The sequence below is a fragment of the Antrihabitans auranticaus genome, assembly GCF_016481275.1.
Lineage (GTDB): Bacteria > Actinomycetota > Actinomycetes > Mycobacteriales > Mycobacteriaceae > Antrihabitans.
Genome location: NZ_JAEMNW010000004.1, coordinates 432,095 through 445,459, shown reverse-complemented (window position 1 = coordinate 445,459; position 13,365 = coordinate 432,095). Strand labels below are relative to the sequence as shown.

11 protein-coding genes and 1 pseudogene are annotated in these 13,365 nt (G+C 62.0%); 4 read left to right on the top strand and 8 right to left on the bottom strand.

Annotation, left to right across the window (positions count from 1 at the left end; translation table 11 throughout):
- Window positions 1-20: 20 nt before the first annotated feature.
- Genes JGU72_RS20110 through JGU72_RS20100 form a run of 3 tightly spaced genes read right to left on the bottom strand, consistent with a single transcriptional unit; the run spans window position 21 to window position 2,761 of the window.
- A complete protein-coding gene (locus tag JGU72_RS20110; protein ID WP_199685820.1) occupies window positions 21-1,550 on the bottom strand; it encodes a CYTH and CHAD domain-containing protein in 1,530 nt (509 codons plus the stop codon).
- Window positions 1,547-2,440 carry a universal stress protein gene (locus JGU72_RS20105; protein ID WP_199685819.1) on the bottom strand — a complete coding sequence of 298 codons (894 nt, stop codon included), beginning with the start codon at window positions 2,438-2,440 and terminating at the stop codon, window positions 1,547-1,549. The genes JGU72_RS20110 and JGU72_RS20105 overlap by 4 nt, the downstream gene beginning before the upstream one ends.
- 51 nt (window positions 2,441-2,491) lie before the next feature.
- Window positions 2,492-2,761, bottom strand: coding sequence for a hypothetical protein (locus tag JGU72_RS20100; RefSeq protein WP_199685818.1), 270 nt, complete (start codon window positions 2,759-2,761; stop codon window positions 2,492-2,494).
- Between the two features lie 349 nt (window positions 2,762-3,110).
- Between JGU72_RS20100 and JGU72_RS20095 the strand changes: the two genes are divergently transcribed.
- The 3 genes from JGU72_RS20095 to JGU72_RS20085 are packed head-to-tail and all read left to right on the top strand — an operon-like array spanning window position 3,111 to window position 5,487.
- Entirely contained in the window at window positions 3,111-4,091 is a 981-nt protein-coding gene (locus tag JGU72_RS20095) for an Acg family FMN-binding oxidoreductase (protein WP_199685817.1), read from the top strand.
- A 32-nt stretch (window positions 4,092-4,123) separates the two neighbouring features.
- Window positions 4,124-4,879, top strand: coding sequence for an SDR family NAD(P)-dependent oxidoreductase (locus JGU72_RS20090; protein WP_199685816.1), 756 nt, complete (start codon window positions 4,124-4,126; stop codon window positions 4,877-4,879).
- The gene (locus tag JGU72_RS20085) at window positions 4,876-5,487 is read left to right on the top strand and encodes an Rv1733c family protein (protein WP_199685815.1); all 612 of its coding nucleotides are present in this window, start codon (window positions 4,876-4,878) and stop codon (window positions 5,485-5,487) included. The genes JGU72_RS20090 and JGU72_RS20085 overlap by 4 nt, the downstream gene beginning before the upstream one ends.
- A 205-nt stretch (window positions 5,488-5,692) precedes the next feature.
- On the opposite strand, the gene JGU72_RS20080 is transcribed toward JGU72_RS20085, so the two are convergent.
- The 5 genes and pseudogenes from JGU72_RS20080 to JGU72_RS20060 all read right to left on the bottom strand — a co-directional run.
- Window positions 5,693-6,283, bottom strand: a complete 591-nt coding sequence (locus JGU72_RS20080) for a TetR/AcrR family transcriptional regulator (protein ID WP_199685814.1) — start codon at window positions 6,281-6,283, stop codon at window positions 5,693-5,695.
- A gap of 189 nt (window positions 6,284-6,472) precedes the next feature.
- A complete protein-coding gene (locus JGU72_RS20075) occupies window positions 6,473-10,897 on the bottom strand; it encodes a non-ribosomal peptide synthetase (RefSeq protein ID WP_199685813.1) in 4,425 nt (1,474 codons plus the stop codon).
- A gap of 109 nt (window positions 10,898-11,006) precedes the next feature.
- Entirely contained in the window at window positions 11,007-11,885 is an 879-nt protein-coding gene (locus tag JGU72_RS20070) for a M56 family metallopeptidase (RefSeq protein WP_233532705.1), read from the bottom strand.
- A 17-nt stretch (window positions 11,886-11,902) separates the two neighbouring features.
- Window positions 11,903-12,274 carry a BlaI/MecI/CopY family transcriptional regulator gene (locus tag JGU72_RS20065; RefSeq protein WP_199685811.1) on the bottom strand — a complete coding sequence of 124 codons (372 nt, stop codon included), beginning with the start codon at window positions 12,272-12,274 and terminating at the stop codon, window positions 11,903-11,905.
- A 261-nt stretch (window positions 12,275-12,535) separates the two neighbouring features.
- A pseudogene (locus tag JGU72_RS20060) lies at window positions 12,536-12,952 on the bottom strand (TetR/AcrR family transcriptional regulator); the annotation flags it as partial.
- Window positions 12,953-12,980: 28 nt separating this feature from the next.
- On the opposite strand from JGU72_RS20060, the gene JGU72_RS31100 reads away from it, so the two are divergent.
- On the top strand, window positions 12,981-13,112 hold the full coding sequence (locus JGU72_RS31100) for a hypothetical protein (RefSeq protein WP_267909246.1): 132 nt from the start codon (window positions 12,981-12,983) through the stop codon (window positions 13,110-13,112).
- Window positions 13,113-13,365 lie beyond the last annotated feature (253 nt).

Below are 13,365 nucleotides of genomic sequence, written 5' to 3'. Positions count from 1 at the left end.
AACGTCCTATTGCGAAAACACTATTGCTGCGGTGGTTTCGGACGCTGTTGCCTTTCGTCACTTCCCGTAAAGCAGTTGGCCCTCGAAGTCGATTGCTTGTCTTGGATCCGTTGGCAGGCTCGCTCGGCTCGCCGCCATTCATTCTTCAAGTCGCGCACCGCGTGCTCGCCGATCTGCACTTCGCGTTGATAGAGGACACCGAACGTGAATGTGTCTTCACTGCACAGTTCGGAGTCGCGTAGTAGAGCCAGTAGGTGTGCACGCGCAACTACCGAGTCCTGATACTCGCCCAACGAATTCTGCAGCTTGGTCAATTTCGCGATCGCACGCTGCACGGTCCGCGGTGCTGTCCCCCGACTCGCCTCGAGCGCATAGCGAAGTCTTTTCGCCGCCTTTCGCATCCGGTGTATCGCCTGCTCGCGCGGCGCGCCTTCCTTCGCGGATCGGACTGCCCCGAAAGACTTGGACACCCGCTTCACTGCGTGGGCCAAGACTGCCGTCATCTCGGCCCGATCCGGCTCCAGCGCACCACTGTTCGTGGTGGCAAAGGTCTCGAGGGAGTCGAGCAAGGCCCAGTATCGCGCAGCATCCAGCGTCGTGGTCGCGTGTTCCTCGGCACCGATGATCGCCCCACCGAAATGAGCCCGCAACCGCGCGGCAACAGGCCCGATCGTCAGAGTCGGGTCGGTCGTCGCCAATAATTTCCCGAGCCGCTCCTGTTGCACTTCCAGGTCCCGGGTCGGGCCTAATTCTGCACTGAGCCAATGCAGTTCGCGGTTCAGTTCGGACCCGCCAGATACGTGGTGGAGAACGGATCCGAACTCTGTCAGTACGCTGCTTGCCCTGCGCGCCGCAACTCGGATGCGATGCACCGCGTCTGGTCGCTTGCGTCGATATGCAAGGTCGGCCTGCAAAATTTCCTCGAGTTGCTCGCGCAAGAATGCCGCGAGCGGTGCGCTCGGCGCGCGCGGGGTATCTCCGTCGATCTCCAGCAGCCGTGCAAGTTTCGAACCAGGGTCGCTTCGCCGTATGCCGCACTCGGCGAAATGAGTGTCGATTGCCGACATCACGGCAACACTGTTCGCCGGCACCTCCACCTCCACCTCACGCCAACTCACCGGAATACGGTCACCGATAAGGTTGCGGGCCAGAACGGAATCGACCACCACTTCGCCGATCGGTGCACCGTTCGCACCGATCAGTTTTGTCGTCTCACGGTCCGTCGTGATGCATGCGACCGAACGCAGCAGCCTGCCCCGCGTTCGAGCAGCGACAAGTCGCGTCAGCTCGGCTGGCGGCGTGCTCCGATCATCCAGTGGCAGAAGGCATTCCAATCGAGTGTCCTGCACAGCCGGCAATTTCAGATGCCAACCTTCGTCCGATCCACCCGCTCGGCGGCGCAGCGTTATGCCGGCCCGCAGGAGCCGCGTGTCTTCGGTGTCGAAGTAGGTCGCGCGCAATGTGACCACAGACTCTCGCGAGAGCTCTGCGATACCTGCCAGTCCGGTCAGATCCGGGATCGATTCCGATCCCGGAGCGTCGTACGTCACAACGATTCCCGGGAGACAAGGACCGTGCAGGACGAACGAGAAGTCAGGGTTTGGCTGGTCGAACCGTGGACGAGACCGGACAGTGGACCATAGCCATGACTGCCGACCACGATCAATTGTGCGATCGTCGACCGCGCCAGTAGCTCTGTCACTGCGTTCCCCTCTTTACACACGCGAATAACCACGACATCGGGAAACTTCTCTGCCCAACCAGCCAAACACTCAGCAAGCAAAGCATTTTCGGACTGCCGATCGACGTCAGGCGACACTTCGGCGCCGTAGGGCAGGTGATTTGCCGACCACATGTGGACAGCGATCACAGGCACCCGCAGCATAGCGGCGTAATCGAATGCTTGGCCGACAGCTCGCTCGCTCGTCGCACCTCCGTCCACACCCACCACGACCGGTCGCGGGTCGCCGAGAACGTGCACCCGTGAGTCCGGCTGACCGCGAAACACAGCAACAGGGCTCGAAGCAGCGTTCGACACTTGCAGTGCGGTGGACCCCAGGATGCGAGCCCCCGCTCTAGTTCGACCAGTCGCTCCGACGACGACAAGACTTGCCTGCACACTGAGTTCGAGGAGCACATCCGCTGCTACACCAGGACGAATTCGCCACGAAACGTCCACTTCCTGATAACGCTTGCGCACCATCGACGCTGTATGCGCGAGGAGTCTCTTCGCCCTGCCGAGATCCTGTCTCCTGAAAGCAGCCTCGATCGGCAGCTCGTCGTCGCCGCCGAAGTACCTACCAGAAGGCACCGTATGAACAATCGCGAGGGGCGCATGGCGCACATCGGCGATGCGCGCCGCCCACAACGCACCGTGCAAGGCTGCACGCGAACCGTCGATGCCGACTACTACCGACTGCGGGTCCAAAGTCATCGCCATGTTCGAATACCGAAACCGTTCTGTCGGTGCGTCTGTCGGAATTGCTCGAGCTCAGTGATATGCCGGCTGATGCTTTTGACCGCTCAGTGACTCAGTCGGTACAAATTCGTCCTGGTCCTTCGGTTGCGGCTCTACGTAGTCGCGCAGTCGCGGCGCAACAATTCGCACAGCCCTCGAGCGCATTTTTGCCCACATTCGGCTGGGTACGAACAGGAGAAGCCACAGCAGAATTGCTGCTGTGACGAATACCTCTGCGTGTTCAGCGATGTAGCTCACAACGCCGAAATAGTAGGCGACCAAAATAATCGCGATCCCGGACATCTGAAGTTCTCCCTTCAGCCCGACTCGAATCGAGGCTCTGCACCCATTCCACTCGTTCGTGCTGTAACGAAGCAGGGCACGAGGTAGTCGCACCTATCAGCCATTGGTCGGAGAAAGTGGGGCACGAAGTCACTGACCGCGTGTGCCGGCCTTCCTGGTGTCCATGGTCGCCCGACGAGGGACCAAAGCCTCCTCTCGGACGATCATCCTCGTCGTAGATTTCGATGCGAGACGAAATGTCCGAGGACATACCCGAGGCGATGAGTATGCAAGAGCCACAACGAGAAAAGTCGTCCTTCGTTGCCGACGGTGGCGCGCTGCCGACCCGCAATCGAACGAGAAGCGAACCATGAACACACTGTCCGTACCCGATACCCGCACTGTCGAATCTGTGATCGCGCTGGCCTGCCGAGCACCGTCGCTACACAACAGCCAGCCATGGAGATGGGTCCGCGACGGCCATTCGCTGGATCTCTACTGCGATCCGGACAGGCTGCTGCCCTCGACGGACGCCTTCGGTCGGCAGATGGTCATCAGTTGCGGTGCCGCGCTCGACCATCTGCAAACAGCCTTCGCTGCTCGAAACTGGCAAACAGATATCACGCGAATGCCCGATAACGACCGCGATCACCTCGCACAGATCATCGTCGCACCGGCACATCATGCAAGCGCTGAGGCCACAGACGCTGCAGCCGCAATTGTGGAACGACGCAGTGATCGATTGCCACTCGCAGCACCGACCGACCTCGACGCGTTGACCCTTCGACTCGGCGCACTCGCGCTTGTCTCGCACGTGAGAGTCGACGTGCTCGGCCGCAGCGCACACGCCGAGCTGGTCCATGCGTCCGCACTGACTTCCAGTCAGCGCCAACTCGACGCTATGTACCAGGACGAGTTGTATTGGTGGACAGGCGAGTCGACTCTCCCCGAGGGTGTTCCGAAAAGCGCGTTGATCAGCGCTGCCGAACACGATCGAGTCGCAATGGGCAGACGATTCCCAGTTGGCAAGCCGCGGTCCAGGAGACACGAAATCGTCGAGGACCGTGCTGCCATTCTTGTCCTGTCCACAGCCGCGGACAATCGCATCGATTGGCTGCGCACAGGCGAAGCACTCTCCAAGGTGTTGCTCGAGTGCACCGCCAGAGGGCTCGCGACATGCGCCCTCACACACGTGACCGAACTTCCGCACAGCCGCAACATGATTCGGAGCGTCTCCCCCACTGACGGAATTCCGCAGGTACTCGTCAGGGTCGGAATCGCCCCAACGGCGGAAGACGGACCTCCAACCCCCCGCAGGCCGCTGTCCGAAGTTCTGTTCACCAAGAAGTAGCCAGCAAAACGAGACGAATCGACGGGAACGCGATGCAAAAGTTCGACGGGCGAAGTGCAGTAGTCACGGGTGGCGCACAGGGGATCGGTGCCGCAGTCGCACGGGCATTGGTCGACGCCGGAATTCGCGTGCTTATCGGCGATCTGGATGACGACGAAGGTAAGCGACTCGCTGAATCACTAGGCGAGCACGCACGTTACCGTCATCTCGACGTCACAGATGCGAAGGATTGGCGCGCAGCTCTAGAAGAATCCGACGAGGAACTCGGACCGCTCGCGATCCTTGTCAACAATGCCGGCATCGTGGATTTTCACGGGGTGGCCGACGAGTGGCCTGCTCAGTTTCGGCACGTTCTGGATGTGAATTTGTACGGCCCCTGGTTGGGCATGCACTCGGCGGCACCGATCCTGCGCCGCAACGGCGGCGGCGCAATTGTAAACATTTCCTCGACCGCCGGCCTGACCGGATATTCCGGCCTGGGCGGATATGTTGCAAGTAAATGGGGGCTACGCGGGCTTACCAAGGCCGCCGCACTCGATTTCGCGGAAGACGGGATCAGAGTCTGCTCGGTCCACCCGGGTCCGATAAGGACGCCCATGACAGCCGGCCTCGGCGAAGAAATCGTGACATCGCAACCAATTCCGCGATTCGGAGACCCTGCGGAAGTTGCGGCAATGGTGCGATTCGTCGCACTAGAGGCTACCTACTCGACCGGTTCGGAATTCGTCGTTGACGGCGGAGCAACTGCCGGATCGGTCGCGATCTCAAAAGGACCGAACATCCGATGACGAACACGACAAACTGGGGCGCACGCTTGTGGCAACTCGGTCCATGGAACACGAACAAATTGATGCGGACCAGCGAACGCGTCTACACGACAGCAGTGCTGATCGCGGTTGTTGTTCTTGCAGTGGCAGTTCCGATTTGCGCGACGATCGGCACGAACTCGTACTCCAACAAGCGCGATAGCATCCTTGCTGACCGCGCGACAAAGCACGAGGTCTGGGCGTCCGTGGTAGACGCCGTCAAATCGACCGGACCGAGCAATCTACGGTCTGGCGCCACTGCTTCCGACATGACCAAAGTCGAGGTCGAATGGACCGTCGGGGGTCGCGTCGTCAGGGCGACGCAACGGATCAACGGGCACGTCGAGACTGGCGATCAGGTTGCGGTTTGGACGAATGACGCCGGCGAACGCGTCGATCCGCCGCTGCCGACGTCCGCGGCCGCGTCATTCGGAATCTGGTCGGCCATTACGAGCTTCAGCGTAATTGCGGCGACTCTGATTGCGAGTATAGGAGGCTTTCGCTGGGCACTCGACACCCGCAATTCACGTCGTTGGACTCACGAATGGGCGGACTGGAGCGAGTCGACGCGAGCTTCGGACAGGAACTAGACACGCAAGAATCGCGGTGTGATTCACGACCAGAAGGGAGATGAGACAAATGGACCTGATGCAGGTTGTGCACATGATAATGATGTGCATGCACCATATGGGAATGATGCCACCCATGGACATGCCGATGTAATCGCTTAGCCTGCCGACTCCGCCCCACGGACGATTCCGGTTGGGGTCTGCCGGGGAAGAGTCGACTACCGCGCTAGACAGCGGTCGCGGAGTTGAGACTGCACATGAATAGCTCTACGACCGCGGCGGCCGCCTCATCGCGGGTGGTACGGCCACCCGCGAGTTCGGCCCCGACCGCCCGAGCAGCCCCCAACAGACCGATACACCGCAGCCGCAACACGGGCGGACCGAGGCAGGAGTGCGGCAGCAACGCGATATACATTGCCTCCACGTAGCGGTCGAACATGCCGAGAAGTTTCTGTTCGCTTTCGGAATGACCTTTCAACGCCGCAGTGAGAGCATCGAATTCGGCTCGGTCCGCTGCACAGTCTAACAATGCTGCCGCCACCCCGCGCGCGATCTCCTCGAGCGTGTCCGACGGCGGTTGCAACGCATTAACTAGCGCCGCGTAATGACCGTCGTACAGACGCTGATACAAAGTGAGCAGCAAACCCGTTCTGCCACCGAAGTAGTTGTAGACGGTGGGCCTACTCACGCCACAGGCATCGGCCAGCATAGGCAAGGTGAGGCCGTCCGCTCCGCGGCTGCGCAGGATCGCGAATGCGGTGCCGACCAACTGCTCACGCCGACCCCCTGTGGACGATCGGCTCGAAGCGGTAATCATCGTCCCCTCCCGGGCAACTCGACTTGCCCTGTCATCAGCCCACACTGTACACCGCTTGCGCCTGAAATCTGTTGTATTACAACCTTTTCCACATCCCCACATGGGTACAGGCGTGAAGCGCAAAGTCCGCGTCCAACACCGCCACAGTTCTCCCCGCCCGTCTGCCCATTTCGATCACGCTCGGCGACCTCACTGTGCGAAGTTGAATACAATTGCGCTGGTGAGCTTTTCGTATCGCTCGAGAATCGGTTCGACATCGTCGAAGACGTCGGTCGAGTACACCAACTCACACGATATTCCGACATCGTCGGCGGTCTCGGAAAAATGAAAATGCAGGTCGCATTTGGCCACGTCAAGCGGGTGTGGCGTGATGTCGAATTGCAGAGAGTCCACGGAAAGTGTTGGCGCAGAATAGTTGTCGAACGATACTACGACCTGGAAGAAGGGGTGTCGCACCGCGCTGCGTGGTGGATCGAGGACCTGGACGAGACGCTCGAAAGGAACGTCGGACTGGGCCAACCCACGCAGGTGCGCGTCTCGGGCACGGTCGATGACTTCGTCGAACGTCATGGTCGGCTCGATCTCGACGCATAAGACGAGTGTGTTCACGAACATTCCGACAAGCTCGTCGAGAGCATCCTCACCGCGTCCGGCAATGGGTGTACCGACTGCAATATCGGTCCGGCCTGTCAAATCCGCGAGCAACATTGCCACCGACGCAAGCACGGTCACGTACAGGCTGGTCTGGTGCCGGCTCGCGATGTCGCGAAGGGAGTCACCGAGGCGGGAAGACAACGTTGTGAGCCGCACACGGCCGGCACCATAGGTCCAGCACTCGGGCCGGCGACGATTGGCGGCCAGCTCGAGCGGTGCGGTGAGACCGGCAAGTTCGGACCGCCAATAGTCGATCTGTCGTGCTGCGACGCTGTCGGGGTTCGTTTCGTCGCCGAGTCGTGCGCGGTGCCAGACGACGTAGTCCGCGTAGTCGATGCGCAGAGGTGCCCAAGCGGGTTCTGCGCCCGCCGCTCGCGCCATGTAGGCAGCCACAAGATCGCTCGCCAGTGGGCGGAGCGACCAGCCGTCGGCCGCGATGTGGTGGATCGCGCACGCAATCACGTGGTCGTCGGGGCCTAGCCGGAACAATCGGGCTCGAATCGGAGCGTCGTGCCTCACATCGAAGGGCGCGCTGAGTACCGGTTCGACCTGCACGTCGTTGGTTGCTGGAGAACTGTGCAGCACTGCTAGTTCGGGTGCGGCCTCGACCGCGTCGAGTACTCGCTGCACGACCCCGGTCGCGGCGTCGGGATAGATCGTGCGCAGTGGGGCGTGGCGGTCGACGACGTCGACGAGCGCACGTCGGAGCGCTTCGACGTCGAGCGGTCCGTGGACACGGATCGTGAAAGGCAGGTTGTACAAAGCGGGTTCATGCGGCGATCGATCGATGAAGGCCTGTGCCGGAGCGAGCGGAATATGCGGGGGCACAGGCAGACTGCCGAGCCTGGGCAGCGAGTTCGACGATATCGACCGCTCGCGCACGCGTTCGCCCAGTGTCGCCAGGATCGGTGCGTCGAAGATGTCTCGGACGGTCAGTTGCATGTCGAATGCGTCGTTGATTCTTGCAGCAACCCGCGTTGCCGACAGCGAGTCACCGCCGAGGTCGAAGAACGAGTCTTCGACTGACTCCACCTCGACGTGCAAACAGTCGCCGACGATGCGCGTCAATTCGTGCTCGATTTCGTCGGCAGGTGGGCGGCCTGTTTCCGTCTGCGATCCGAATATCGGGGGCGGTAAAGCAGTCGAATCGAGTTTCATCGTCGGCGTCAGCGGCACAGTATCGATCTCGACGAAACTCGCTGGAACCATGTACGGCGGGAGACTGTTACGTGCGTGCCGGCGTAGGTGTACCGCGTCGAAAGGGGCGCCACGCGCGGGAACGACGTAGGAGATCAGAATCCGATCGTCCTCGGCGTTCGCATGCACGATCGTGGCAGCGAAATGAACCCCCGGGTCTGCGGTGAGAACGGCGTCGATCTCCCGGAGTTCGATCCGGAAACCCCTGATCTTCACCTGAGTGTCGCGCCGACCGTGAAAATCCAGTTGCCTATCGTCAGTAAACCGGACGATGTCGCCCGTATGAAACATTCGTGAGCCGACAGCGGCGAAGGGCGCGGCTACGAAACGCGCCGCCGTGAGGCCGGCCTGACGGTGATATCCGCGCGCCAATCCCGGCGTCGAGAGGTAGAGGTCGCCGAACTTTCCAGGCGGACACGGCCGCAGATGCTCGTCGAGCACGACGGCACTGACACCGCGCATCAAGTGCCCGATCGAGACTGGACCTTCCGGCTTCAGCGGCTCGGTCATCGTGACACTGCACGTCGCTTCGGTGGGGCCGTACGCGTTTCGCATCGTTCGACTGCCCGCCCACCGCCGCGCGAGCAGCGGCGGGCACGGTTCGCCGCCGACAAGGACAAGTTGCAGGTGATCATCGTCTGCGTGATCGAGTGTCGCGACTGCGGAGGGCGTGGACAGCAGGTGCGTCACCCGGTGCGCGCGCAATAGATCGTGCAGCTCGGTGCCACCGTAGGTCGACGGGGGCGCTACAACGAGTCTCGCTGCTCCCAAACTCGCGGCGAGAATTTCGACGAGCGAAGTGTCGAAAATCGGTGACGCGAAATGCAAAATACGCGACGACCCGTCGATCCCGTACTTCTGCCGGATTTCTTGGGCGAGGTTGGCCAATCCGCGATGCGTGACTACAACACCTTTCGGTGTGCCGGTGGAGCCAGACGTATAGATCACGTACGCCGGATGGTCGATTCGCAGCGGCGCGACCCGATCGGCATCGGTGATCGGGGTGCTCGAGTAGCGCCCGACTGCCTCAGATTCGTCTACGAGCAACCACGACACGGAATCCGGCAGACGGGCGCGAGCACCGCGCACCGTGAGGCCGAAACGCGCGCCCGAGTCCGCAATCATGTACGAGACACGGTCGGGCGGATGAGTCGGATCGACAGGGACGAAGGCCGCACCGGTTTTGGCGACTGCCCACACCGCGACAACTGATTCGATCGAGCGCGGAATCGCAATCACAACAAGAGATTCGGGCCCGGCACCACCGAGCGCCAGTGCGCGCGCCAATCGATTCGATTCATCGTCGAGCTGTTTGTACGTGAGCGCAGCCCGGTCGTCGCAAACGGCCGTGCTGTGTTCGTGTCCCTCCAGACCGGTAGCAAGCAGGTCGGGTAGCGACGCGGGGGCGAGTCCACACGCTCCGGTTGCTGGTATGAATTCACCGTGTTCGCCGGCCCGGAAGAGGTCCAAGTCCGAGACCATCGCGCGCGAACCCAGGCCGCCGACGAAACGGCCGAGAAACGACAAAAAGCGACGGTGGTGATTCACAAGGGTTTCGTGGCTGTACAAGTTCGCGTTCGCCTCGAAATCGATGCGCCACGCCGAATCGTCGTAGCCAGGATAAATGTTGACCGACAGGTCCGTTGTCGGGCCAGTAGTGAGTACGTGCACGTGCCCGTGCACTCCAGCGATCGCTATTTCGTTGCGAAACATCATCACGTTGACGACTGGACCGAAATGGACGAGACGATTGTCGGATTCGACGATGTCGTAGCGCGGAAACCGTTGGTGTCGAAGAGCATTCACAATCGCCGACTGGCAAATTCGGACAGCGGACTCGGCCTCGACCGAACCCACTCCCGCCAGCACCAACGGAACGACGTTTGCCGTCGACCCGCCGCCACGTCGCAACCTCGCTGTCGTGCGAGCAGCAACAGGTAACCCGAGTACGAGATCGTCCGCATCGAGCATGCGTGAAAGAAATGCTGCAAAACCGGCGATCAACGTTGCCGCGCCAAAGCGGTCGTCGAGCGAACGCAAGACGCCCGAAACTTGTTCGGGCAGTGCAGCGCTCGCAACCCAAGAATGAGCGGTCGGGCGTCCCACCGCACCTGCCAGGCTCGGCTGAGGCTGCAGCCAACCGGCCTGAGCGCGCCAGAAGTCACCATCGATTCGATACCGACGAGATGTGCGATAACGCGTTTCCTCCTCGATTACGTCCGCCAACCCGGTCGTAGCGGCGCCCTGAGGCTCCTCGCCGGTCATGAAACACCGATACAGATCAGTGGTGCGGCGCATGACCTGCATCGCGGCGTAGCCATCCAGGACGATGTGGTGGGCGCGCGAGTACCACCAGTACCTGTCGTCGGCCAAGCGGAAGATGCTGCACGCAACGAGCGGATCACGCAGCACGGACAACGGTTTGGTGTAATCCGCTGACATGATTGCGCGCGCCGCTCCGGCCGGGTCGGACTCCTGCCGCAAGTCGAGGGAAGCGACGTCGAACAATCCGAGACCGAGGACCTGGTGCGGCCGGCCCTCGACTTCGACCAGCGGATCGGTTGCGACGTCCAACTCCCGGAGCGCACGCCGCATGCAGTCGGCCATGAGCCCTGTGTCGACCGATCCGCGCAGATCCGCGTACTGCGCGACGACGAACGGGACATCGGGGGTCATCGTCTGCGCAAGCCAGAGCGCGTGCTGTTGGGGGCTGAGCGGCAGGATGCGCACACCGTCATCGGAACCCTGCAATCGGGTGACCATCCATTCTCCGTCGATAGCTACGCAACGCTGTCAACTGATAACTACTACAAACTGAGTAGTTTTAAACCTCGTTGCGCAGAATCGTCCGATTTCAGAGAACAGACGAGCGTCACCGGAAGACGTCGGTCGGACTGTGCCCGGGTTCCGGGAAGACGCTGTCTTGTGCCACGTCGGCCAACGCGCCCCACAACAACGCTGCAACGACTGCCACCGCACCAATCAAAACAACAAGGGACTTCGGTTGGTTCTCGATGGGCGGCGCTGCAAGCGCCTGCACCCGACGCACTGCGTCGCCACCCTTGCTGGAGATGCCGATCGCCGGCATCCGAACCGCTGCCCTGGGCAAGATCGACGCGCGCGCGACAGCGCGCAGAGCAGCCGGGCGGTCCAGGTATGCCGCGCATTCGTCCGCATGCCGCTCCGCGGCCAAGCGGATGGAGGCAGTCAGCGGTCGCACGACGGGGTTGAGCGCACGAGCCGACTCCGCGATCTGAATCCACGTACTGTGCCGGTAACGCACGTGCGCGGACTCGTGTGCGATAACCGCCGCCAGTTCTCGCGGAGGCAGCGCGGCCTTCATCCCGGTCGTTATCACGACCGCTCCGCGGCCGGTCCGCACCGCAAAGGCATCTGGGATCGGGTCCTCGATAACGACAACTCCATCGTCGTCTGCGCGAGCGTCACTGAAGTGGCGACTTACAGCCCGACTGGACAGAACGCGACGCCAATGCGCTGACAGGACGACGACCCGAGAAAGGGCCAGGGCGACCAGGGCATATCCGACAGCGAGCAGCGCGAACGGTGGAGCTGCGACAATAACGACCGCACCCAATGCGACCAAAGTGGTCCAAGTCGCGAGCGAGAGCACAGTCGATGCGGCAGTCATGGCAACCACATATGTGAAAGGTTCGAGCGTTCGTTCAAGTCGTCCGACAGCTGCGAGCAACGCCATCGTGAGCAGCCACGGTGTAACTACCGTCAGCGCCATTCCCATTAGTGCACCTCCTATTCGGCGTTGTCCGCGTCGTCCAGAGCCTTCCGGAGCAGAGCCTCCTCTGTCGGATCGAGGGATGCTACAAAGTTCGCCAAAACCTCTGCTCGGTGTACGCGTCCGTCCAGCGCGGCCCGCATTCGAGACGCGGCACGCAGGGCAGCCAGCGAACTGATCGGCCCTGCCAATGAGTATTCGAAGCTGCGGCCCCGGCGTCTCCTGGTCAGCAGCCCCTTCTCGGTCAACCGAACCAGGGCAGTCATCACCGTCGTATGCGCGAGATCATTCGGCAGCAGCGCGCCCACTTCCGCGACAGACTTCGGCGCAGGTGACGAATCGAGAGCTCGAAGGATCTCCGCTTCGAGCTCGCCCGGGGATCGCCGCATCGCGCACACCTCCCTGAGAGTCCGACCGAAGCCTAGCAATTCACCAGCTCCGTATGCCCCACTGATCCCCGGAGCACACGCACGTTCGCCGCCCCCCAGGCGACCCGACAAGGGCGCATAACCTACCCGCGTTCGCGGGCACCTTCGATCATCGGCCGTTCATCGAAAGACTTTGTCGACCGATTTCCATGACGCGTTGTGCGAGGCCCTGCGCGGCCACGGTGCTGTGCTGCTGGCGTGACCGGCGGTGTCGACGGACGGCGGCACTCGCGACAATCCACCCCACGCGAGCGCGACCGTCGTCTCGATTGCCGCCGCTTTGGAGATGGGCCTATCTGTATCGAGCCAGTAGCGTGCTGCGAGTCGGCTCGCGCCGATCAGGCTGGCGGCCAGGACACGTGCGCGGTGGTGATCGAGTCCCGAATCGTGCTCGACGAGGTCGAAGACCGCTTCCAGGCAGTCCTCGGTCACCTGCTCGATTCGCGCCGCGACCGCGATATCGCTAGCCAGGTCCGACTCGAAGACCAGCCGGAAGCCTTGCACATCGTTGTCGACGAAGTCGTAGAACGCGCGCACCGCCGCTCGAACCCGACTCTTGTTGTCGTCGGTCGACAGCAATGCGGCGCGGACACTCGTGACGAGAACACTCGCATGATGGTCGAGCACCGCGAGGTACAACCGCCGCCTAGGTGTCGCACTCGACACCATGCGCGGCCTGGCACTGCGCCTGAACATCGAACCCCGCCAGCAGCCGAGCCGACCCGACCCGTGGCCCGCAACCAGAGCAGAACTCACCGACCTGCTCGACCGCCCGACCACCCACCGACTCGACGACTGAGCCGAACGCGCGACCGGCCATCACGCCAATCTGGTTTTGCCGGAATATGTTTCGGCGAGTTCGCGGGCGAGAGTGAGCGCGTCACTCGTCGACCGCCAGCGGGGTCGTCCGCGCCGATCGAGAAAGACGTGACCGATTGCAATCCAGACTGGTCTGCGGGTCGCAACCTCGACACCCCGTCCGCACACACGCAAATCAGCCTCGGCAGCCCATCTTCGAAGTGCGCGTGAACCGGAAAATCGCCGGACCCCAG